This is a genomic window from Streptomyces diversicolor (genome assembly GCF_057537855.1).
This window is the reverse complement of the sequence record NZ_BAAJXA010000003.1, coordinates 254,721-276,963: the sequence shown is the minus strand read 5'-3', so window position 1 is coordinate 276,963 and position 22,243 is coordinate 254,721. Positions and strand designations below refer to the sequence as shown.

At 70.3% G+C, this 22,243-nt stretch carries 16 protein-coding genes; 4 read left to right on the top strand and 12 right to left on the bottom strand.

Annotated elements, in window-relative coordinates; all coding sequences use genetic code 11:
* Positions 1 to 286 precede the first annotated feature (286 nt).
* The 7 genes from AC27LF_RS04900 to AC27LF_RS04870 form a co-directional block, all read right to left on the bottom strand.
* Positions 287 to 1,735 carry an ArnT family glycosyltransferase gene (locus tag AC27LF_RS04900; RefSeq protein WP_479659726.1) on the bottom strand — a complete coding sequence of 483 codons (1,449 nt, stop codon included), beginning with the start codon at positions 1,733 to 1,735 and terminating at the stop codon, positions 287 to 289.
* 117 nt (positions 1,736 to 1,852) lie between these two features.
* Positions 1,853 to 3,367 (bottom strand): amino acid permease, encoded by a 1,515-nt coding sequence (locus AC27LF_RS04895; protein ID WP_479659727.1) that lies wholly within the window; start codon positions 3,365 to 3,367, stop codon positions 1,853 to 1,855.
* A 135-nt stretch (positions 3,368 to 3,502) separates the two neighbouring features.
* Positions 3,503 to 5,431 (bottom strand): 1-deoxy-D-xylulose-5-phosphate synthase, encoded by a 1,929-nt coding sequence (gene dxs / locus AC27LF_RS04890; RefSeq protein ID WP_479659728.1) that lies wholly within the window; start codon positions 5,429 to 5,431, stop codon positions 3,503 to 3,505.
* A 385-nt stretch (positions 5,432 to 5,816) separates the two neighbouring features.
* The gene (locus AC27LF_RS04885; protein WP_479659729.1) at positions 5,817 to 7,112 is read right to left on the bottom strand and encodes a sugar ABC transporter permease; all 1,296 of its coding nucleotides are present in this window, start codon (positions 7,110 to 7,112) and stop codon (positions 5,817 to 5,819) included.
* Positions 7,109 to 7,900 carry an ATP-binding cassette domain-containing protein gene (locus tag AC27LF_RS04880; protein WP_404040216.1) on the bottom strand — a complete coding sequence of 264 codons (792 nt, stop codon included), beginning with the start codon at positions 7,898 to 7,900 and terminating at the stop codon, positions 7,109 to 7,111. The genes AC27LF_RS04885 and AC27LF_RS04880 overlap by 4 nt, the downstream gene beginning before the upstream one ends.
* Before the next feature lie 179 nt (positions 7,901 to 8,079).
* Positions 8,080 to 9,183 carry a substrate-binding domain-containing protein gene (locus AC27LF_RS04875; protein WP_479659743.1) on the bottom strand — a complete coding sequence of 368 codons (1,104 nt, stop codon included), beginning with the start codon at positions 9,181 to 9,183 and terminating at the stop codon, positions 8,080 to 8,082.
* Between the two features lie 133 nt (positions 9,184 to 9,316).
* Entirely contained in the window at positions 9,317 to 10,516 is a 1,200-nt protein-coding gene (locus tag AC27LF_RS04870; RefSeq protein WP_479659730.1) for an ROK family transcriptional regulator, read from the bottom strand.
* A gap of 720 nt (positions 10,517 to 11,236) precedes the next feature.
* On the opposite strand from AC27LF_RS04870, the gene AC27LF_RS04865 reads away from it, so the two are divergent.
* The 3 genes from AC27LF_RS04865 to AC27LF_RS04855 are packed head-to-tail and all read left to right on the top strand — an operon-like array spanning position 11,237 to position 13,499.
* Positions 11,237 to 11,578: a PadR family transcriptional regulator gene (locus tag AC27LF_RS04865; protein ID WP_479659731.1), complete on the top strand. Its 342-nt coding sequence runs from the start codon at positions 11,237 to 11,239 to the stop codon at positions 11,576 to 11,578.
* On the top strand, positions 11,575 to 12,534 hold the full coding sequence (locus AC27LF_RS04860) for a hypothetical protein (RefSeq protein ID WP_479659732.1): 960 nt from the start codon (positions 11,575 to 11,577) through the stop codon (positions 12,532 to 12,534). Before AC27LF_RS04865 ends, AC27LF_RS04860 begins: the two co-directional genes overlap by 4 nt.
* A gap of 53 nt (positions 12,535 to 12,587) precedes the next feature.
* The gene (locus AC27LF_RS04855; protein WP_479659733.1) at positions 12,588 to 13,499 is read left to right on the top strand and encodes a phosphatase PAP2 family protein; all 912 of its coding nucleotides are present in this window, start codon (positions 12,588 to 12,590) and stop codon (positions 13,497 to 13,499) included.
* A 38-nt stretch (positions 13,500 to 13,537) separates the two neighbouring features.
* Here the strand turns inward: AC27LF_RS04855 and AC27LF_RS04850 are convergent, their stop codons facing one another.
* From AC27LF_RS04850 to ngcE, 4 genes are all read right to left on the bottom strand, one after another.
* Positions 13,538 to 13,762, bottom strand: a complete 225-nt coding sequence (locus AC27LF_RS04850; RefSeq protein ID WP_479659734.1) for a hypothetical protein — start codon at positions 13,760 to 13,762, stop codon at positions 13,538 to 13,540.
* Positions 13,763 to 14,293: 531 nt separating this feature from the next.
* Complete coding sequence (locus AC27LF_RS04845; protein WP_479659735.1) at positions 14,294 to 15,217, bottom strand: carbohydrate ABC transporter permease; 924 nt, start codon at positions 15,215 to 15,217, stop codon at positions 14,294 to 14,296.
* Between the two features lie 4 nt (positions 15,218 to 15,221).
* Positions 15,222 to 16,148, bottom strand: coding sequence for a carbohydrate ABC transporter permease (locus AC27LF_RS04840; protein WP_479659736.1), 927 nt, complete (start codon positions 16,146 to 16,148; stop codon positions 15,222 to 15,224).
* Between the two features lie 81 nt (positions 16,149 to 16,229).
* Positions 16,230 to 17,681 (bottom strand): N-acetylglucosamine/diacetylchitobiose ABC transporter substrate-binding protein, encoded by a 1,452-nt coding sequence (gene ngcE, locus AC27LF_RS04835; protein WP_479659737.1) that lies wholly within the window; start codon positions 17,679 to 17,681, stop codon positions 16,230 to 16,232.
* A gap of 339 nt (positions 17,682 to 18,020) precedes the next feature.
* Here ngcE and AC27LF_RS04830 point away from each other — a divergent pair, with 339 nt between their 5' ends.
* Positions 18,021 to 21,824 (top strand): GH92 family glycosyl hydrolase, encoded by a 3,804-nt coding sequence (locus AC27LF_RS04830; RefSeq protein ID WP_479659738.1) that lies wholly within the window; start codon positions 18,021 to 18,023, stop codon positions 21,822 to 21,824.
* A gap of 34 nt (positions 21,825 to 21,858) precedes the next feature.
* Here AC27LF_RS04830 and AC27LF_RS04825 read toward each other — a convergent pair whose 3' ends face one another.
* Entirely contained in the window at positions 21,859 to 22,209 is a 351-nt protein-coding gene (locus AC27LF_RS04825; protein ID WP_479659739.1) for a winged helix-turn-helix domain-containing protein, read from the bottom strand.
* Positions 22,210 to 22,243: the final 34 nt, after the last annotated feature.

Sequence of the window (22,243 nt, the reverse complement as noted above, 5' to 3'; positions counted from 1 at the left end):
CCACCACCACGGCACCACCCAACGCCACAACCCGCACCACCTCCACCACCACGGCACCACCGCGCCCGCACCCAACGCCACCACCCCCACCACACCCAGCGCCCACCCCGGGCCACCACGGCACCACACCCACCACACCCAGCGCCCACCCCGGGCCACCACGGCACCACACCCACCACACCCAGCGCCGCCCCGGGCCGCCACGGGCCGCCACGGCACCGGCCGCCACAGCACTGGCCGCCACGGCACCGCCCACCGCGGTGCCGCCCGCGTCGCCGCGTCCGCTCTACTCCCCCGTCACCCGCGCGTACAGCACCGCGCCGTCCACCTCGCCGACCCGTTCGTACTCGGTGGTCAGCAGGCGGTGCAGGCTGGGCACCCGTGCGGGAGCGTACGGCTTGCCGCGGGAGTCGTCGACGACCAGGGCGGGCGCGTGCGCGGCCAGTTCCGCCCGGAAGACCGGCCAGGCGCCCCGGACGGCGTACTTCTCGCCCACCTGGGGCCCGTTGCGGCCGCCGCTGTAGTTGGTGAGCAGTCCGGCCGTGAGATAGCGGCTGGCGGGCGTGCGCGCGGCGAGCCAGTACGTCTCCGGGTGTATGCCCCACACCAGGACCCGGTCGCCGGGCGCCGTGCGGTCGCCGACCGCGGCGGCGAGCCGCTGGGCGTGTCCGAGGTCGGCGCGTGGCGCAAGCCACCCCCAGGTCAGGAACAGCACGCAGCAGCAGCTGGTGGCGCGGACCGCGGCCACCAGCCGCCCCCGCGGCAGGATCTGCAGCGCGGCGGTCGCCAACAGGGCGATCGCGGGCGTCAGTTGCAGGTAGTAGTGGCCGAAGAAGTGGAAACCCACGGCGACCGCGGCGGCCGATGAGGCCAGCCACAGCCACAGGTCCCTCGCGCCGGTGCGCGCCACCCGCAGCGCCCGGACCACCGGCGGGATCAGCCCCGCGCAGGCCACCGCCAGGATCGCCGTGTTGGCCACGGCACGGACCAGCACATGCAGTTCGGAACCGGTGAAGGAGGCGTACGCGCCGGAACCGGTGACGGTCCAGAAGACGAAGCCCGCCGGGTCGGTGAGCAGGGCCGCGCACAGCACCGGCGCCGCCGTCCCCGCCGACAGCCGCAGCACACCGCCCGGCGGCGCGCCGCACCGGTGCAGCAGCCACACCACCGGCACCAGCACCGCCCCACCGGTCTGCTTGGCGAGGAAGGCGCAGGCGACCGCCGCCCCGGCCGCACCCCAGCGGCGCCGGTCAGCGCACCACATCGCGGCGGCGGTGCAGGGCAGTATGAACACCTCGAAGGTGGCGGCCTGCGCGTCCTCGGGACTGAGCCCGACGGAGACCAGCAGGTACAGCACCCCGGCGGTGCGCCCGGCGGTGTCGTCCCAGCGGCGCCGGGCCAGGGAGGCCAGCAGCAGCGCGGTGCACAGCTGTGCGAGGACCGCCAGTACCCGTACCGGGGTCAGCGAACCCGATCCGAAGACCGCGAACGCGCCCTCGTACAGCCAGGGCACGAGCGGCGGTTTGCGGTCCACGACCGTCTCGTACAGCCGCCCGCCGCGCGCCAGCATCCGGGCCTGTACGGCGAGGTAGCCCTCGTCCGGGTTCCACAGCGGCCGGGCGAAGGACGGCACCCGGGTGACGCAGGCGAGCGCCGCCAGCAGCGGCAGCAGCCGCGCCCAGTACGCCGTCCGTACGGCTGCGGACCGTGAGGGGGCGAGCGGCGGGGCGAGCATGGTGAGCACGCTATCCGGCCCCGCACTCTCCGCCGAAGCGGGACATACGGGGCGGGGTCGGCGAGCGGGTCGATCACCGTGTGTTCCCCCGCTCGCGCGCGTGCCCGGGACGGGGGTTCACGCGCGCGTGCCCCGGGACGGGGGTACGGCCGGGGCGTCCTCGCGGCGGGCCAGGCGGCTGTGGGTGCGGCCGTACAGGAAGTAGACGATGAAGCCGAGCAGCATCCAGACGGCGAACCGCAGCCAGGTCTCGGCGGGCAGGTTCAGCATCAGCCACAGGGTGGCGGCGACGGACAGCACGGGGATGACCGGCACCCATGGGGTACGGAAGGCGCGGTGCAGGTCCGGCCGGGTGTGGCGGAGGATGACCACGCCGACCGCGACGACGACGAACGCGAACAGCGTGCCGATGTTCACCAGCTCGGCGAGTTGGCTGAGGCTGGTGAAGCCGGCGACGACCGCGATGACCACGCCGAGCAGGATGGTCGGCCGGTGCGGGGTGCGAAAGCGCGGGTGGACGTGGGAGAAGAAGCGCGGCAGCAGCCCGTCGCGGCTCATCGCGAAGAACACCCGGGTCTGGCCGAGCAGCAGGATCATGCAGACGGTCGTCAGGCCGACGGCGGCGCCGAAGCTGATGACCCCGGCGAACCACGGGTGCCCGGTGGCCTTGAAGGCGTCGGCGAGCGGGGCGTCGACGGAGAGCTGGGTGTAGTGCTGCATGCCGGTGACGACGACGGACACCGCCACGTACAGCACGGTGCACACGAGCAGGGAGCCGAGGATGCCGCGCGGCATGTCCCGCTGCGGGTTCTTGGTCTCCTCGGCGGCGGTGGCGACGACGTCGAAGCCGATGAACGCGAAGAAGACGACGGAGGCGGCGGTGAAGATGCCCATCACCCCGAAGTTGGCGGGCGCCCAGCCCACCATCAGCTGGATCAGGGGCGCCTTGAGATCGCCGCCCGCGGTGGCCGGCACGGCCTTCGGGATGAACGGCTTGTAGTTGCCGGCGTGGATGAAGAAGGCACCGGCGACGATCACGACGAGGACGACGGTCACCTTGATGGCGACGACGAGCTTGGTGACCCGGGCGGACAGCTTCATGCCGAGCACGAGGATGCCGGTGAGCACCAGGATCAGCACGGCGGCGAGGATGTCGAAGCCGAAGCCGTGCGCCCCTTCCCGGCCGCCGAGGTACGCCGGCAGGTGCCAGCCCGCGTTGTCCAGCAGCGCCCGGATGTACCCGGCCCAGCCGACGGCGACCACCGCCGTACCGAGCGCGAGCTCCAGGACCAGGTCCCAGCCGATGATCCAGGCGGGCAGCTCGCCCAGGGAGGCGTACGAGAAGGTGTACGCGGAGCCCGCCACCGGGAGGGTGGAGGCGAACTCGGCGTAGCAGAGCGCGGCGAGGGCGCAGACGACGCCGGCGGCGACGAAGGCCAGCGCGACCCCGGGTCCGGCGTTCTCCTTGGCGACCTTGCCGGTCAGGACGAAGATGCCGGTGCCGATGATGACGCCGACGCCGAAGACCGTCAGGTCCAGCGCGGACAGGGACTTCTTGAGCGCGTGCTCTGGCTCCTCGGTATCGAGGATGGACTGCTCGACCTTCTTCGTCCGGAAGACGGTGGTGCTCACGGCATACCTCCCACGCTCGGCGTCCTCGACTTGATCGAGAGGGGGCGTGGAACGTATGCCCCGCAACGGGCACATTCACGCAAACGGGCCGGTTCCGCCACTCTTCGCCGTGGCGGAACCGGCCCGTCCGGGTGCTCAGTCGCGGGCCCGCTCCACCGGGTCGATGTCGGCCGTGGGCGCCTCGAAGCGGCCGTCCAGCCGGGCGACGAGCCCGGTGACCTGGCGGGCGATGTCGGGTGCGGTCAGCCCGATCTCGGCCAGGACCTCGGCGCGCAAGGCGTGGTCGAGGAAGCGCGGCGGGATGCCGAAGTCACGCAGCGGCATGTCGACGCCCGCGTCCCGCAGGGCCTGGGCGACGGCCGAGCCGACGCCGCCGACGCGGGAGTTGTCCTCTACGGTGACGACCACCCGGTGCCGTTCGGCGAGCGGCGCCATGGCCTCGTCGACGGGCTTGACCCAGCGCGGGTCGACGACGGTGGTGGAGATGCCCTGCTTGTCGAGCAGGCCGGCGATCTCCAGGCACATCGGCGCGAGCGCGCCCACGGAGACCAGCAGCACGTCCGGGGTGGCGGTGCCGGGCTCGCGCAGTACGTCCATGCCGCCGACGCGGCCCACGGCGGGTACGGCGGGGCCGACGGCGCCCTTGGAGAAGCGCACGACGGTCGGCGCGTCCTCGACCGCGACGGCCTCCCGCAGTTGGGCGCGCACCTGGTCGGCGTCGCGCGGGGCGGCGAGCCGGAGGCCGGGCACGACCTGGAGGATCGACATGTCCCACATGCCGTTGTGGGAGGCGCCGTCGCTGCCGGTGACCCCGGCCCGGTCCAGCACGAAGGTCACCCCGCACTTGTGCAGGGCCACGTCCATCAGCACCTGGTCGAAGGCGCGGTTGAGGAAGGTGGCGTACACGGCGAAGACGGGGTGCACCCCGGCGTGCGCCAGGCCCGCCGCCGACACGGCGCCGTGCTGCTCGGCGATGCCGACGTCGTAGACCCGGTCCGGGAACTCCTTGGCGAACTTCTCCAGGCCGACGGGCTGGAGCATGGCGGCGGTGATGGCGACGATGTCCTCGCGCTCCCGGCCCAGCTCGACCATCTCGTCGCCGAACACCGAGGTCCAGTCGGCGCCGGAGCTGGCGATCGGCAGACCGGTGTCGGGGTGGATCTTGCCGACGGCGTGGAAGCGGTCGGCCTCGTCCTGGAGGGCGGGCTGGTAGCCGCGCCCCTTCTCGGTGAGGCAGTGCACGATGACCGGGCCGCCGAACCGCTTCGCGCGGGACAGCGCGGACTCCAGCGCCTCGATGTCGTGGCCGTCGATCGGGCCGACGTACTTCAGACCCAGGTCCTCGAACAGGCCCTGCGGCGCGATGAAGTCCTTGAGGCCCTTCTTGGCGCCGTGGAGCGTGTCGTACAGCGGCTTGCCGACGACCGGGGTGCGCCCCAGGAGGTCCTTGGTGCGGGCCAGGAAACGCTCGTAGCCGTCCGTCGTGCGCAGCGTGGCGAGGTGGTTGGCGAGGCCGCCGATGGTCGGCGCGTACGACCGCTCGTTGTCGTTGACGACGATGACCAGCGGGCGGTCCTTGGCGTCGGCGATGTTGTTGAGGGCCTCCCAGGCCATGCCGCCGGTGAGCGCCCCGTCACCGATGACGGCGGCGACGTGGGCATCGCGCCGCAGCCGCTGGTTGGCCTTGGCGATGCCGTCGGCCCAGCCGAGGACCGTGGAGGCGTGCGAGTTCTCGATGACGTCGTGCTCGGACTCGGCCTGCGAGGGGTAGCCGGACAGGCCGCCCTTCATCTTCAGCTTGGAGAAGTCCTGCCGTCCGGTGAGCAGTTTGTGCACATATGACTGGTGACCGGTGTCCCACAGGACCTTGTCCTTCGGGGACTCGAAGACCCGGTGCAGGGCGATGGTCAGCTCGACCACACCGAGGTTGGGCCCGAGGTGGCCGCCGGTCTTGGCGACCGCGTCCACGAGGAAGGTCCGGATCTCCTGCGCCAGCTGGTCCAGCTCCTCCAGGCTGAGCCGGTCCAGATCGCGCGGTCCCCTGATGCGGGTCAGCAACGGCACCCGTGCCTCCTTGCAATAGAGCTGATCGACCATTACCGGGCCCACCGAGTCTAATGTTCCCCCCACACCCCCACCCCAAGGGGCACGAGAAACCGCGCACCCACCCCCACCCCACCCGCACCCACAAAACAACCGCACCCCCCGAAAGGGGCGCGAGGAACCGCGCGCCCAGCCACACACCACCCGCACCCACAAAACAACCGCACCCCCCGAAAGGGGCGCGGGGAACTGCGCGCCCAGCCACACACCACCCGCAGCCGAACAAACAAGACACGCCCCCACCCACCCGCACCCAAACACCAACCGCCGAAGAACACGACAGCGCCCGGCACCAAAACGGCACCGGGCACAGTCACCCACACCAACGGCCAAACCCAGCGGAGCGCTACGCGCGGCCGGCCGTCTTCTGCGTCTTCCGCGTGACGGAGTCGATGACCACGGTGGTCAGCAGCACCGCCGCGGTGATCATGTACTTCACCGGCTCGGCGATGGACTCCAGCTGGAGCCCGTACTGGATCGACACGATGACCAGGACACCGAGCAACGCGTTCCAGGTACGCCCCCGCCCGCCGAAGAGGCTGGTGCCGCCGATGACGGCCGCGGCGATCGCGTTCATCAGCAGGTCACCCGTGCCGGCGCTCTGGTTCGCCGAGGCGATCTTCGAGGCCAGGAACAGACCGCCGATCGCCGCGAACCCGCCCGAGATGGCGAAGACGGAGATCCGTACCGCGGTCACGTTGATGCCCGCACGCCGGGACGCCTCCACGCTGCCGCCGAGCGCGAAGATCTTGCGGCCGTAGGCGGTGCGGCGCAGCAGGAAGTCCGTGCCGATCAGGAAGGCGAGGAAGATCACCGTGGCCAGCGGCAGGCCCTTGTACTGGTTGTACATGTACGCGGCGGCGAACGAGGCCACCGCGAGCAGGACCGTGCGCACCAGCGTGTCGCTGAGCGGCCGGGACGGGATGCCCGCGGCCTCGCGGCGGCGGTTGCCGAGGAACGAGGTGACGAAGAACACGGCGACCACGACGAGCGCAAGGCCGTAGGCCGCGGCCACGTCGGAGAAGAAGTACGTGGTGAGCTTGCCGATCAGACCGTCGCCGTCGAGGTTGATCGTGCCGTTCTCGCCCAGCACCTTCAGCATGAAGCCGAGCCAGAACAGCAGGCCGGCCAGGGTCACGGCGAACGCGGGGGCGCCGAGCACCGCGAAGAAGAAGCCGTGCGCCGCGCCGATCGCGAGGCCCGCTGCGATGGCGGTGAGCACGGCCAGCCACTCGGGCCAGCCCTGGTTGACCGCGAGGACGGCCGCGAGGGCGCTGGCCGCGCCGCTGACCGAGCCGACCGACAGGTCGATCTCGCCGAGCAGCAGCACGAAGACGATGCCGACGGAGATCATGCCCGTGCCGACCATCGTGACGGTGATGTCGCTCAGGTTCTGCGCGGACAGGAAGTTGGAGTTCAGGCTCTGGAAGACGACGCAGATGACGATCAGGCCGATGACGACCGGGATGGAGCCCAGTTCACCGGCCTTCATCTTGCGCCGGAACTCGCCGAGGTAGCCCGCCAGGCCCTGTTCGCGCACCAGGAGGCGCGGGTCGACCGCGGTCACCGCGGCGGCGGCTGCCTCGGGGTTCTCGACGGCGGTCTGGTCCTGCGGGGTCGCGGAGGTCTTGTCGATGCTCACTGGGAAACCTCCCCGTTCGCGCGCGCCGCACGGCGGGTCACGGCGTTGTCGGTGGCGCCGGTGATGGCGGAGATGATCTCTTCCTGCGAGGTCGTCTTGACCTCGAAGACGCCGTTGTTGCGGCCCAGGCGCAGCACCGCGACCTGGTCCGCCACGGCCTTGACGTCGGCCATGTTGTGGCTGATGAGGACGACGGCGAGGCCGCGCTCGCGCAGCCGCTCCACCAGGTCGAGCACCTGGGCGGTCTGCTCGACGCCGAGGGCCGCGGTGGGCTCGTCGAGGATGACCAGCTTGGGCTCGCCGAGCATGGACCGGGCGATCGCCACGGTCTGGCGCTGACCGCCGGAGAGCGAGGCGATCGGGATGCGGACGCTGGGGATGCGGATCGAGAGCGTGGTGAGCAGTTCGCGGGAGCGGCGCTCCATCTCGACCTCGTCGAGGACGCCGCGCCGCTTCAGCTCGCGGCCCAGGAAGAGGTTGCCGACGACGTCGATGTTGTCGCACAGCGCCAGGTCCTGGTACACCGTCGCGATGCCCAGGCTCTGGGCGTCGTGCGGCCGGCTGATCTGGACGGGCCTGCCTTCCCATTCGATGACGCCCTCATCGATGGGGTGCACGCCGGCGATCGTCTTGACCAGCGTGGACTTTCCGGCGCCGTTGTCGCCGACCAGGGCGACCACCTCACCGGCGTGGACCTCAAGCTCTACGTCGGTGAGCGCCTGAACGGCACCGAACCGCTTGGAGACCCCGCGCAACGCCAGCACGGGCGTAGCGGACACGTGAACCATCTCCTTCGCCGCCTGACCCGGCGGAAGGTTGTGCAGAAGTTTGGGGGAGTTCCATCCGGCGCCCCGCGCCGAGCTTGCGGGGCTGACTGATACGCGGGGCGCCGGTGGAGTCTGGAGCAGTCCTGTCCCGCACGGGATTCAAGGGCTGATCACCGTGCTCTGGAAGGGACCTGGGCCGCTTACTTGAGGCCGATCTTGTCACAGGCCGACTTGTACTTGGCCGCGCAGATGTCGGCGACGGTGTAGAAGCCGTCCTTGACGACCGTCTCGTTGATGTTGTCCGTGGTCAGGGAGACGACCGGGACCAGCACGGACGGGACGTCCTTCGCGCTGCCGCTGGAGACCTTGTCCTTGGCGATGGAGTCGAGGCTCTCGCCCTTGGCGAGCGCGACGGCCATCTCGGCGGCGATCTGCGCCTCCTGCGGGTAGGACTTGAAGACGCTCATGTACTGCTCGCCGGTGACGATCCGCTGCACCGCGGCGAGTTCGGCGTCCTGGCCGGTGACCGGCACGGAGATGCCGGCGGCCTTGAGGGCGGTGATGGCACCGCCGGCCATGCCGTCGTTGGCGGAGTAGACGCCCGCGATGTTCTTCGCGCCGATCGCCGAGATCGCCGTCTCCATCTCGGAGTTGGCGTTGTCCGGCGACCACTCCTTGGTGTCGTACTCCTTGGCGACGGTGACCTTGCCGTCGAGGACGGAGTGGGCGCCTTCCTTGAACTGCTTGGCGTTCGGGTCGGTGACCGAGCCGTTGATCATGACGATCTTGGAGGACTTGGTGGCCTTGCTGCCCAGGGCCTTCAGCAGGGCCTCGCCCTGGGTCTTGCCCACCTGCACGTTGTCGAACGAGGTGTAGGCGCTGATCGGGCCCTCGGCCAGACGGTCGTAGGCGACGACCTTGATGCCCGCGTCCACGGCCTTCTGGACCGAGTTCTGGATGGCCTTGGCGTCCACGGCGTCCAGGATGAGCACGTCCACCTTGTTGGTGATCATCGTGTCGACCTGCTGGGCCTGGAGGTTGGCGTCCTGGCGGGCGTTGTTGTACTGGATCTCCGCCTTGTTGTTCGTCAGCTCCTTGATCTTCTTCTCGATCTGCGGGCGGTCGAACTTCTCGTAGCGCGCGGTCTTGTTCTCGGGCAGCAGCAGGCCGACCTTGATGTCGTCGCCCTTCTTGGCCGACGACGACGAGGAAGAGTCGTCCTTGCCGGAGTCCTTGGCGCTACCACAGGCGGCAAGCGAAACGGCCATCGCACCAGCGGCAATGGCGACGGCGGCACGACGCATACGCGTGTTCACTTCAGAAACCTCCCTGACGAGGCCGCGTCGTTGCGGCCGAGGTGGCTGGAAGTCAACTCGGCCACACGTGCGACGTCAAGAAGTAAATCCTTAACGAGATGGCAACGGTGTCAGCCGTTCTCTAAGTGAAGACGGGTGCCGCTGTCGACAGGGTGCCGTCCAAAAGGGTGGAATCGCCCATCTCGCTGAGCGCCAGGGCGAGCGCCCCGAGCACCTCGGCGCGCCCGCCGAGCGCGCCGGGAAGCACGGAGAGCTGCCGCGCGGCGCTGGGGATGGCGTAGCGCCCGACCGACTCCCTGATGGGCGCGAGCACCAGCTCGCCGGCCTCGGCGAGGTCGCCGCCGAGCACGACCCGGCTGGGGTTCAGCAGATTGCACAGGTTGGCCACCCCGCTGCCGATGTGCCGGCCCACGTCGGCGACCACCCGGCGGCAGCCCGGGTCGCCGTCCCGGGCCAGCCGTACGATGCCCTCCATGGTCAGGTCGGTGCCGTGGCTCGGCTGGAGCAGCGGGAGCACATAGCGCGCGGCCGTGAAGGTCTCCAGGCAGCCGCGGTTGCCGCAGCGGCAGACCGGGCCTGCCTCGTCGAGCGTGATGTGCCCGATCTCGCCCGCGGTACCGCCGGGGCCCCGGTAGATCCTGCCGTTGATCACCAGACCGGCGCCGACGCCGCTGGCGACCTTGATGTACGCCAGGTCGCGCACGCCCCGGCCGCTGCCCCAGACCAGCTCGCCGAGGGCGCCCAGGTTGGCGTCGTTGTCCACGTGCACCGGTACGCCGAGCCGCCCCCGCAGCTCCTCGGCGGGCCGGGTGCCGGACCAGCCCGGCAGGATGGCGGTGGAGCCCAGGGTGCCCGACTCGACGTCGATGGGGCCGGGCACGCCGACGCCCACGCCCGCCACCTTGGACCGGTCGACGTCGGTCGCGTCGATCAGCCGGTTGACCAGTTGCTCCGCCCGGTCGAAGCCCTGCGTGGCCGAGGCGTCGACGTCCAGCGGCTCGGACTCCTCCGCCAGCACCTGGTGCGCGAGGTTCCCGATCGCGACGCGCAGGTGGGTGTGGCCGAAGTCGACACCTATGACGATGCCGGCGTCTCCGCTCAGCGAGACGCTGCGGGCCCGCCTGCCGCCCGCCGACGTCGGCGTGACCTCGACGGTCCCGCCGTCCTTGAGTTCCCGCACGATATTGGAGACCGTCGCCGCGGACAGGCCGGTCGTCCGCGCGATCTCCGCCTGCGTGAGCGACCCGGCCAGCCGCACCGCCCGTACGACTCTTTCCAGGTTGGCTCGGTGCAGCGACGACTGCGACCCCGGAGTCTCCATCGACTCATCCACTCCCGCCATCGGCCGGGCGGCCCCTGCGCCGCCCGTGGCCCAGGTCACATCCGCGGAACCGGGCCACTTACAAGTTATGAACTCCAAGCTCTTCTGTAGGGGTTGCCGCAGTCAAGTCCTTGACGTAAATCGCCGGCACTTGGTCGGTCGCGCACCGGCCATCCTCCGGACATACCCACGCCACCCCGGAGCAGGGCGGCGTCCCCCTCGACCGGTCCCCGGACCACCGTCACGGCACCCCGCGCCCCCTCCCTCCCGCGCCCGCCCGCTCCCCCGCTCCCCCTTCAGCCACGGAACCCGGGACGCCCCCGCCCAGAGACCCCATACGCACATCACAAACGCGAACCAACGCCACGCACAACGCTGCGGCGCACCCCTGGCAGCCCGCCCTGCGTGGGCGCCTTCAGGCGGCCGACCGGCGACCGGCACCCCCGAGCACCCGCGCCGCCCGTGCCGCCCGTGCCGCCCCCCACGGCCGCGCGACCCCGGCACGGGACGCGACACGGGACGCGGTACGGACCGCGGCCACGCAGGCGCGGACGACGGCGGGGGTCGCATGCGGGGTTCCCGGTGGCGCGGCCGGCGCCGGCCGTACGCGGCCTGCCGTGCGCGTCCGCCGGGGGCGCGCGGGGTCGGGCGGGCCCGACCGGCAGCCGTCCGATCACCCGAGTCGCGGATATATTTCGTAGGTCGATATATGCTCGGTGTATGACACGCCAGAGGCCGTCCTTGACGGAACCGCAGTACTTCATCCTTGCCGCGCTCATGGACGGGCCGTTGCACGGTTACGGCATCATCAAGGCCGCCGAGCAGGCCACCGACGGCCGGCTGCGGATCGCCGTCGGCACTCTCTACGGCGCGCTGGAGCGGCTGGAGCGGGCCGGGCTGGTGGCCGCCGGCGACGAGGAGATCGTGGACGGGCGGGCACGGCGCTACTACCGGCTCACCGAGGACGGCACCGTGGTGCTCGGCCAGGAGGCGCTGCGGATGCAGCAGGCGGCTGCCTTCGTCATCGGACGCTCGCGCGATGTCGGACCGGCCCCGGCATGAACCGTCTGCTGCTTGCGGCCTATCCCGAGCCCTACCGTTCCCGGCAGGGCGAGGAGTTGCTGACCTGCCTGGCCGAGGCGTATCCCGGCCGCTCCTGGCCCCCGCCGCGGGAGATCGTCGCCTTGGCACGTGCCGGGGCGCGGGCGCGCGCCCGCGCCGTCGCCGACGACACGGCCCGGCCGTGGTGGCTGGACGGCATCCATCTGACCGCGCTATTCCTCGCCGCGCTGGCGCTGGTGCCGTACCTACAGGACGTGTGGCACTGGGCACTGCGCATCGATCCCGGCCGGCACGCCATCGCCTTCGACTACTCCGGCTGGTTCCCGTGGGCACAGGGGCCCACGGGAACCCGGCTGCTGCCCTACGGCCTGCTTCCGCTGGTCTGCCTGATCGCCCTGCTGCGCGGCAGGGCATGGATCGCGCTGCCCGCCGCGGCGGCGATGATCTACGCCGGTGCCACCTTCAACAACACCACGTTCTTCGGCGACGAGGGCAAGACGGGCCTCGGCTACTACGGCCTCGGCGCCCCGATAACGGCCCGTGACCTGGTGCTGTCGGGGGCGCTGTGCGCCGCGTGCGCCGTGCCGGCGGTCTGCCGTCCCGGCCGGCTGCGGCGCCACTCGTACCGCTGGCTGGTCCCCGTCGTGCTCGCCATGTCCGTGGCCGGGGGCCTGCACGTCACCGCCGTCAGTCCGGCCTTCCAGCGCGGTCTGTTCGCCCTCGAAGTCGCCGCGCTGATCGCCGCGTGGGGGGCGACGGCCGCCACCGGGGACCACCGGTGGCTGATCCCCGTCGCGGCGGTCGCCTTCGTCCGCACGCAGGCGATCGTCGTCCAGCCGAACGGGTTCATGAACTCCCTGCCGGACCTGGTCGTCCTGCCCCTCCTGATCGCACCCCTCCCGCTCCTGGCGATCGCCGCCCGGCGCCGGCAGAGCCGGGCGCTCCACGAACAGTGACCTTTCGCCCCCAGGAAGACCTCAGGAAGACCTCAGGAAGAACAGAGAAGGCGATGACCCAGCAAGATCCTCCGGCGCTGTCTCCGCACGGGCCGGACGGCCCCGGCCCGGCCCAGGAAGCGCCGGCCGGCCGCGGTCCCTCGCGGTCGATACGGCCGTGGACCCCCGCTCTGCTGTACTCCCTGGGGTTCCTGGCGGTCTATCTGCTCGCTGTCTGCACCCCGTTCGGGCAGCGGGCGGAGAACGCCCTGTTCGATCTCGGTGGCGACACCCGGAAGAACGCATGGATCTATCCGTGGTCCGGAGCGGCCTACGGCTCGACGCCCCTGCCACCGCTGGAACTGAGCCACGTCAAAACCCTGATCGCGGGCCTGGGCGTCATCGCGGTCGTGGCCCTGGTGCGCAGATGCTGGTGGCAGGGGTGCGCGGCGATCGGGGTCGTCGTGGCCACGATCGGGGGCAAGGAAGTACTCAAGACGGCGCTGCCCCGCCCCGATCTGGTGGGCGCGCCCGACATGCTCCTTGAGGGCAGCTTCCCCAGCGGGCACGCGGCCGTCCCCGCCGCGCTGACCCTCGGCGTCGTCCTCGTCGCGTCCCCCCGCGTCCGCCCCTACGTCACCACGGTCGGCGTGCTCTGGTTCGCCTGCATCGCCGCCGCCGTCCAGGCCCTCGGTCACCACCGGCCCAGCGATGTGGTGGGCTCGACGCTGCTGGCCTGCGCCTGCTACAGCCTCGTGGCCCGGCTGCTGCCCAGCGCCGCCGCGCCTGCCGTCACCTGCGGCCCCCGGGCGCTGCCGCCCGTCACCCTGGCCCTGTCCGCGGCCGTCGCGCTCGCCGCCGGCGCACGGAGCGACACCCTTGTGCTCTCACTGGTCGACGCGGCCACGGCCTTCGGGTGCGCGGCCCTGCTCTGGTACGTCGCGACGAAGGGGCCCGCCCGCACCGAACGCGGCACGCCGCGCTGACCCCAGCCGCGCGCGCCGCTGTCCGCGAACGGAGCGGCCTACGCCTCGACGCCCCCGCCCCAGCTGGAACTGAGCCACGTCAAAACCCTGATCGCGGGCCTGGGCGTCATCGCGGTGGTAGCCCTGGTGCGCAGGTGCTGGTGGTAGGGGTGCGCGGCGATCGGGGTCGTCGTGGCCACGATCGGGAGCAAGTACTCAAGACGGCCCTGCCCCGCCCCGGCGCGCCCGACATGCTCCTTGAGGGGAGCTTCCCCGGCGGGCACGCGGCCGTCCCCGCCGCGCCGAACGCCGCACGCTGCGCTGAGCCCAGCCGCGCGCCCGGCTGTCCGCGACTCCGTCGCACCGCGAGCGTCGACGGCGCGAACAGGACACGGTGCCCGAGGGGCCTGCCGCCGCTCCGCGGGGGCGGGAGCAACAGCGCACGCGGACCAGCTACGCCCCGGCGCAGCAAGGCGTGCGCCTCCATGAGGGACAACCGCCCGGAAGACGCCCTTCACCCCACCGCAGCACGGCCCCCGGCGGACGATCCCCGTCACCGCCGGCCGCAGGAACACGTGCGCCTCCGCGAAGGGCGACCACCCGGAAGACACCCCTTCACGTCACCGCAGCGCGGCCCCCAGCGGACCATCCCCGACGCCGGCGCCCGCCACGGGGACACGCGGTCGGATGCGTGCGGCGCCACTCGGCGTGGGCCCCGGTCGGCAGGGCCGCGGCACGGCTCCTCGGCCCGGCCCCGCGGGGCTGCCTGCGCGAGGCGGCTGGAATCGCGCCGGACGGGTCACGCTCCGTGTGTTCTACTTCAGCGCTCCGGCCGTCAGTCCCTGGACCACCTGGCGTTGGAAGACGATGTACGCCGCCAGTACCGGCAGCATCGCCATGACCAGGCCCGCGAACAGGCCGGACCAGTCGCCCTTGTAGCCCTGGCTCACGGCCAGTTGGACCAGGCCCTGGGTCAGGACGCGCTTGTCCGGGTCGGTGTTGAGCACCGTCGGGAGCATGTACTGGTTCCACTGGCCGAGGAAGTTGAAGATGCCCACGCTGATCAGTCCGGGCTTGGCCATGGGCAGCATGATCTGGAAGAACGTCCGGGAGTGGGACGCGCCGTCCACGAAGGCCGCCTCCGCGACCGATGTCGGCAGCGTACGGAAGAACGCCGTCAGGAAGAACACCGTGAACGGCAGGGAGTACGCGATGTAGACGAGGATCAGGCCGTGGATCGTGTTCAGCAGCCCCATGTTGTTCACGACGTAGAACAGCGGGACCAGCGCCAGCATGATCGGGAAGCTCATGCCGCCGATGAACAGGTAGTAGATGAACCGGTTGCCGGGGAAGTCGAAGCGGGCGAGGACGTACGCCGCCATCGAGCCGAGGACCAGCGTGCCGATCAGCGAACCCCCCACCACCAGGATGGTGTTGAGGAAGTAGTCGCTCATGTTGGCCTGCGTCCAGGCCCGCGACCAGTTGTCGAAGTGCAGCTTGTCCGGCAGCGACCACGGCGAGGTGAAGATCGAGCGGTCGTCCTTGAAGGACGTCATCACCGCCCACACCAGCGGCAGGACCACCATGACGGCCCACAGGATCAGGAAGCCGTGCGAGAAGGCGTTGAGGACCTGGCCCTCCTTCTTCCGCTCGGGCCGCCCGGCGGACGGCCCGTCCGCCTTGCCGACCGGCGCGCCGGACGCGGCCGGCGGGGGCACGGGGGTCTCGGTCGTCTTCATATGCTCAGAACTCCAGCCGCTCGCGACGGCCCAGCCGCATCACGATCGCCGCGAAGGCGAGGGTGACGACGAGCAGGGCGACGCCGATGGTGGTGGCGTAGGCGGCCTGACCGTCCCGGAACGCCTTCTGGTACACGTACAGGACCATCACGGTGGTCGAGTAGTCGGGGCCGCCCGGCCCGGTCGTCATGATCTGCACGACCGCGAACGACTCGGCGCCCAGCGCGAGGATGCCCATGTAGACCCAGCCGGACTGCACGGTGTCCCACAGCAGCGGCAGGGTGATGCGGAAGAACGTGGTGAAGCGGCTCGCCCCGTCCAGCAGGGCCGCCTCGTACAGGTCGGCGGGGATCGACGCCATGCCCGCCGAGAACAGGACCACGAAGAAGCCGACCGTCGACCAGACGAGGACCGCCATCACGCACCACAGCGCGAGGCTCGGGTCGCCCAGCCACAGCGGCTGGACGCTGTCGAGGCCGATGCCGCGCAGCAGCGAGTTGAGGGCACCGCTGTCCGGGTTGTACGCGAAAGCGAACAGCAGCGCGACGATCGCGATGGACAGCACCTGCGGGAAGAAGTAGACGATCTTGTAGAAGGAGGAGCCGCGGACGCCGGAGACGACCGGTCCGCCCCTGCGGCGCCGCCCGCCCACATTGATCATGAAGGAGAAGAACAGCGCGAGGCTGATCGTCACCAGCGGGAGCAGGACCGCGAACAGCAGACTGTGCCGCAACGACTTCCAGAAGATCTCGTCGTCGAACATCCGCTGGTAGTTGTCGAAGCCCACCATCTTGAAGTCGGGGCTCAGCCCGGTCCAGTCCGTGAAGGAGTAGTAGATGGACTGGATGAAGGGCCATATGACGAAGAGCGCGTAGAGCCCCAGGGGCGCCACCAGGAACCCCACGATGAACCGGTACTTACCGTGCTGCATTGCTGCCGACCCCGATCTCTGCGCGGGCGCCGCCGGGGCCTGCCCGGCGGATGCCGCCGGGCAGGCCCTGGTGACGGATCGTCACTGGTGCTTGTAGTGCTTGATCGACGTGTCCTTGGCGGCCGCGTCGGCGAAGCCCTGGATCTTCTTGATGGCCTCGGCCGGGGTCATGCGGCCCGCCATCATCTCGCCGAGGCCGGCCACCCCGATCTGCTCCTTCTGGAGCTTCACGTACCAGTCCTGGAGCCGCGGGTTGACCACGTTCTGGCCGGCCTTGTCCAGTGCGGCGACACCGGACTTGAGGCCCGGGGTCAGGGCGATTCCGGTGGTGCCGCCGTTGTACGCGGTCAGCGACTTCACCTTGGCGGTGAAGTTCTTCGAGGATGCCTCGCTGAGCATGATGCGCAGTTGTTCCATGCCGCCCGCGCCGTTCTTCGCCTTGGCCGGAACGACGAAGGGCTCGCCGCCGGAGGCCCAGATGGTGCCGAACGGCATCTTGTCGGAGGAGTCGAGGCCGGTGGGCGCCGAGACGGCCAGGTCGAAGTCCTTCGGGATGACGTTCGCCGACTCGTTCTCCACCCAGGAGCCGTTCGGCAGGAACAGGGCCTTGCCCTGGGCCCAGGCGGTCTGCGACTGGATGTGGTCGAGGCCGGGGGTGCCCTTGAGGACGTAGCCCTTCTTGTACAGCTCGTAGTATGCCTCGAAACAGGCTTTGACCGCCGGGTGCTTCCAGGCGTTCGGTTCGAGGTTGTCGATGGCGTCGAGCACTTCCCGGCCGCCCACCTTGCCGATCATCGGGTAGAGCGAGAAGGGGATGTAGTACGGGTACTTGCCCGCGTAGGTCCAGCCCGCCATGCCCTTCTTCTTGGCCTTCTCGCAGACCGCGAGCATCTGGTCCCAGGTCTGCGGGTACTGCTCGTCGAGCGAGTCCAGGGCCTTCTGCGAGTACCAGACGCCGTACACCGTGTAGGCGTAGTAGAAGATCCAGACCGGGTCGCCGTCGAACTGGCCCATCTCGACGATGCCGGGCCGCAGCGTGTCGCGGACCTTCTTGTTGGGGTCGTCGTAGGAGGGGGCGTCGAGCAGTGGGGTGAGGTCGGCGAGCTGGTTCTTGCCGACCAGGACGCCCATGTCCATCTGCTCGGCGCCGGAGTTGTCGATGAGGTCCGGCGGGTTGCCCTGGTTGAAGCGCGGCTGGAGCGTCGACTGGATCTTCTGCGTGGCGGAGAACTTCACCGTGGCCTTCGGGAAGTCCTTCTCGTAGATCTTCACGGCGTCCTCGGCGTACTCCTTGCCGAAGCCGCCGTCGAAGAGCACGAATTCCATCTGCGCGGTGTCGTTGACGGCGAGCGGGTTCCGCGCCGTCTTCTTGCCCGCTTTCGCCTTGTCCTGGCTGTCGCCACCGCTGCTCGCGCAGGCGGACAGGAAGCCCGCCGTGGGAAGGGTGAGCAGACCGAGTGCGGCGGACCGCTTGATGAGGTCGCGGCGGCCTACGCCATCGCCACCGTGGTTCGCTGCGGAAGTGGATCCCATGCTCAAGTCCTCGCTTTCTCCAGGACTCAGGCGGTGAACCGGATCCTCCCCGGCACCGCGGTCGGGTAGCGCTGGGTCGTGCAGGAAACGCCGACAGGTATAGTCCACTTCCCGCTGGCTGAGCAAGATCGAATGCAAGGTTGGCCATGGGTCTTTTCCGAGTTGAGACCTCGCGGAAATATGCGCCACCTGTGGGCGCCTTGCCGGAAAAATCCGCGACATAGAGCCCCGAATGCCGCACGCAACACCCTTGACATCATCGGTCACTTGACTCCCTACTGGTTCTTGCGCACCAAATTTGACAACGTTGTCTGATCAGCGCAGGGAGGGTTTCCGCAGATGCAGCGGAGAACGCGGTACAGATGGGGACCGGCGGTCGTGCTGACGACCGCCTTCGTCATGGCGGCGGGCTCGCAGGGAGCGGCCGTCGCCCTGCCCGCCAAGGCACCGGCCGCCGACCGGGAGTTCGCGTCCTCGTTCGAGGCGGACGATCCGGCGCCGGACTGGCTGAACACGGTGGACACGGCGCCGGACGGGACCAAGCGCGCCTCGGGCGTCGACGGCGGCTACAGCACCGGCATCCCGGGGAACGTCACCGACCATGTCACCGAGGTGCGCGCGAGCGCGGAGAACACCGGCGGAGGGGAGGTGAAGGAGAATCTGATCGACGGCGAGCCGAGCACCAAGTGGCTCGCCTTCCAGCCGACCGGCTGGGTGGAGTTCGACCTGGACAAGCCCGTCAAGCTGGTGACGTACGCCCTGACGTCGGCCAACGACTACGCCGAACGCGACCCGAAGGACTGGACCCTCAAGGGCTCCACGGACGGCAAGGACTGGAAGACCCTCGACACCCGCTTGGGCGAGACCTTCTCGGAGCGCTTCAAGACCAAGTCGTACGACCTCGCAGAACCGGCCGAGTACCAGCACTTCCGGCTCGACGTGACGAAGAACAACGGCGCGTCGGGGATCCTGCAGCTCGCGGACGTCCAGTTCTCCACGGGCGGCGGCGAGAACCCCGTCCCGCAGGACATGCTCTCGCTGGTCGACCGCGGCCCGAGCGGATCGCCGACCGCCAAGGCGGGCGCCGGCTTCACCGGCAAGCGGGCCCTCAGATACGCGGGACGGCACACCGCGAACGGGCGCGCCTACTCGTACAACAAGGTCTTCGACGTGAACGTGAAGGTCGGCCGGGACACCCGGCTGTCGTACCGGATCTTCCCGTCCATGGCCGACGGCGACCGCGACTACGACGCCACCAACGTCTCCGTGGACCTGGCCTTCACCGACGGCACCTACCTCAGCGCTCTGGGCGCGACGGACCAGCACGGCTTCGCGCTGTCCCCGCGGGGGCAGGGCGCGGCGAAGGTGCTGTACGTCAACCAGTGGAACAACGTGGAGTCGCGGATCGGCTCGGTCGCCGCGGGCAAGACCGTCGACCGGATCCTGCTGGCCTACGACTCCCCCACCGGACCGGCGAAGTTCCGCGGCTGGCTGGACGACGTGGCGCTGCGGGAGGCGACCCCGGACAAGCCCAAGGCGCATCTGTCCGACTACGCGCTGACCACCCGCGGCACCAACTCCAGCGGCAGCTTCTCGCGCGGCAACAACTTCCCCGCGACCGCGGTGCCCCACGGCTTCAACTTCTGGACCCCGGTGACCAACGCGTCCTCGCTCAGCTGGCTGTACGAGTACGCCCGGGCGAACAACGACGCCAACCTGCCGACGATCCAGGCGTTCAGCGCGAGCCACGAGCCGAGCCCCTGGATGGGTGACCGGCAGACCTTCCAGGTGATGCCGTCCGCCGCGGCCGGCACCCCGGACACCGGCCGCACGGCACGGGCGCTGGCGTTCCGGCACGAGAACGAGACGGCGCGGCCGTACTACTACGGCGTCCGCTTCGAGAACGGCCTCAAGGCGGAGATGGCGCCGACCGACCACGCGGCGGCGCTGCGCTTCACCTACCCGGGCGACGACGCGAGCGTGATCTTCGACAACGTCACCGACCAGGCGGGCCTGACCCTCGACAAGGAGAACGGGATCGTCACCGGCTACTCCGACGTGAAGTCGGGTCTGTCGGCGGGCGCCACCCGGCTGTTCGTCTACGGCGTCTTCGACAAGCCGGTCACCGAGGGCGACTCCGGCGGCGTCAAGGGCTATCTGCGGTTCGACGCGGGTGCCGACCGCACCGTCACGCTGCGCCTGGCGACCTCGCTGATCAGCGTCGACCAGGCGAAGGACAACCTGCGCCAGGAGATCCCCGGCGGCACGTCCTTCGACACGGTCAGGTCGCGGGCCCAGCGCGCCTGGGACAAGGTGCTCGGCCGCGTCGAGGTGGAGGGCGCGACGCCCGACCAGCTGACCACCCTGTACTCCAGCCTGTACCGGCTGTACCTGTACCCGAACTCCGGCTTCGAGAAGGTCGGTTCGACGTACCGGTACGCCTCGCCGTTCTCCCCGATGCCGGGCCCGGACACCCCGACCCACACGGGCGCGAAGATCGTCGACGGCAAGGTGTACATCAACAACGGCTTCTGGGACACCTACCGGACGACCTGGCCCGCGTACTCGTTCCTGACGCCTTCTCAGGCGGGCGAGATGGTCGACGGGTTCGTGCAGCAGTACAAGGACGGCGGCTGGACCTCCCGCTGGTCCTCGCCCGGCTACGCGGACCTGATGACCGGCACCTCCTCGGACGTCGCGTTCGCCGACGCCTACGTCAAGGGCGTGAGGTTCGACGGCAAGGCGGCCTACGAGGCGGCCCTGAAGAACGCGACCGTCGTGCCGCCGTCCTCCGGCGTGGGCCGCAAGGGCATGGCCACCTCGCCGTTCCTCGGCTACACCAGCACCGCCACCGGCGAGGGCCTGTCCTGGGCGATGGAGGGCTACCTCAACGACTACGGCATCGCCAAGATGGGCGAGGCCCTGTACAAGAAGACGGGCGAGAAGCGCTACAAGGAGGAGTCGCAGTACTTCCTCAACCGCGCCCAGGACTACGTGAACCTCTTCGACTCTCGGGCGGGCTTCTTCCAGGGCCGCGACGCCAAGGGCAACTGGCGGGTCGACTCGGCGAAGTACGACCCGCGCGTGTGGGGCTACGACTACACGGAGACCAACGGCTGGGGCTACGCGTTCACGGCGCCGCAGGACAGCCGGGGCCTGGCGGGCCTCTACGGCGGCCGGTCCGGCCTCGCCGACAAGCTCGACGAGTACTTCTCCACGCCGGAGACGGCCTCGCCCGAGGTCGTCGGCTCGTACGGCGGGATCATCCACGAGATGATCGAGGCCCGCGATGTCCGCATGGGCATGCACGGGCAGTCCAACCAGCCCTCGCACCACGCGCTGTACATGTACGACGCGGCGGGTCAGCCGTGGAAGACGCAGGCGCTGGTGCGCGAGGCGCTGTCCCGGCTGTACGTGGGCAGTGAGATAGGCCAGGGCTACCCGGGCGACGAGGACAACGGCGAGATGTCCGGCTGGTACCTGTTCTCCGCGCTCGGCTTCTACCCGCTGGTCATGGGCAGCGGCGAGTACGCCATCGGCTCCCCGCTGTTCAAGAAGGTCACGGTCCATCTGGAGAACGGCCGGGACCTGGTGGTCAACGCGCCGAAGAACAGCGCGAAGAACGTGTACGTGCAGGGCCTGAAGGTCAACGGCCGTGCCTGGACGTCGACTTCGCTGCCGCACTCGGTGCTGGCCAAGGGCGGGGTGCTGAGCTTCGACATGGGCGCCAAGCCGTCCAGGTGGGGCACGGGCAAGGACGCGGGCCCGGTCTCCATCGCGCAGGACGACAAGGCGCCGACGCCGCGCGCGGACGTGCTGAAGGGTGACGGCGCGCTGTTCGACGACACGTCGGCGACGGACGCGGCGGTCACCTCCGTCGACCTGCCGGTCGGCGCCGCCGCCAAGGCGCTCCAGTACACGCTGACGTCGTCCACGGACCGCACGAAGGCACCGTCCGGCTGGACCCTCCAGGGCTCCACGGAGGGCACCACGTGGAAGACCCTGGACAAGCGCTCCGGCGAGTCGTTCACCTGGGACCGGCAGACCAGGGCGTTCACCATCCCCTCGCCGGGCACGTACACCAAGTACCGGCTGGTCCTGGACGGTCAGTCGACGCTCGCGGAGGTGGAGCTGCTGGCCTGACCCGCACCGCTCGCAGCGAGGGGCGGGCCCGGAATCACTCCGGGTCCGCCCCTTCGGCGTGTGCGGGTCCCGCCGCGTACAGCGCGGACGAGTCGAGCCGGTGCCCCTCGCCGCGCACACTGTGCAGGAACGACGGGTGGCCGAGCTTGGCGCGGATCCGCGCGACCTCGACGTCGATGGCCGGCTCGCCGCCCGGCGGCAGCAGGAAGTCCCAGACGCGGCGGGCCAGTTCGGCCGCGGTGTGCACGGTGTCCGGCTCCGCCGCGAGGAGCGCGAGGACCTGGAACTCCTTGCGGCTCAGCCGCACCGTCCGGCCGTCCAGGGTGACGCCGCGGGTGTCCGGATGCAGCGCGAGGCGGCCCGCGGGGCGATGTCCTTCGGTCATCGCCCCATCGTCGCAGGCCCCCCGCGCTGCCGTA

Coding starts and splice junctions, on each gene's coding strand:
- AC27LF_RS04830 (WP_479659738.1), top strand. CDS start 18,021: ATGCAGCGGAGAACGCGGTACAGATGGGGACCGGCGGTCGTGCTGACG.
- ngcE (WP_479659737.1), bottom strand. CDS start 17,681: ATGGGATCCACTTCCGCAGCGAACCACGGTGGCGATGGCGTAGGCCGC.
- AC27LF_RS04870 (WP_479659730.1), bottom strand. CDS start 10,516: ATGGAGACTCCGGGGTCGCAGTCGTCGCTGCACCGAGCCAACCTGGAA.
- AC27LF_RS04855 (WP_479659733.1), top strand. CDS start 12,588: ATGACCCAGCAAGATCCTCCGGCGCTGTCTCCGCACGGGCCGGACGGC.
- AC27LF_RS04865 (WP_479659731.1), top strand. CDS start 11,237: ATGACACGCCAGAGGCCGTCCTTGACGGAACCGCAGTACTTCATCCTT.
- AC27LF_RS04840 (WP_479659736.1), bottom strand. CDS start 16,148: ATGCAGCACGGTAAGTACCGGTTCATCGTGGGGTTCCTGGTGGCGCCC.
- AC27LF_RS04880 (WP_404040216.1), bottom strand. CDS start 7,900: ATGGTTCACGTGTCCGCTACGCCCGTGCTGGCGTTGCGCGGGGTCTCC.
- AC27LF_RS04825 (WP_479659739.1), bottom strand. CDS start 22,209: ATGACCGAAGGACATCGCCCCGCGGGCCGCCTCGCGCTGCATCCGGAC.
- AC27LF_RS04900 (WP_479659726.1), bottom strand. CDS start 1,735: ATGCTCGCCCCGCCGCTCGCCCCCTCACGGTCCGCAGCCGTACGGACG.
- AC27LF_RS04845 (WP_479659735.1), bottom strand. CDS start 15,217: ATGAAGACGACCGAGACCCCCGTGCCCCCGCCGGCCGCGTCCGGCGCG.
- AC27LF_RS04860 (WP_479659732.1), top strand. CDS start 11,575: ATGAACCGTCTGCTGCTTGCGGCCTATCCCGAGCCCTACCGTTCCCGG.
- AC27LF_RS04875 (WP_479659743.1), bottom strand. CDS start 9,183: ATGCGTCGTGCCGCCGTCGCCATTGCCGCTGGTGCGATGGCCGTTTCG.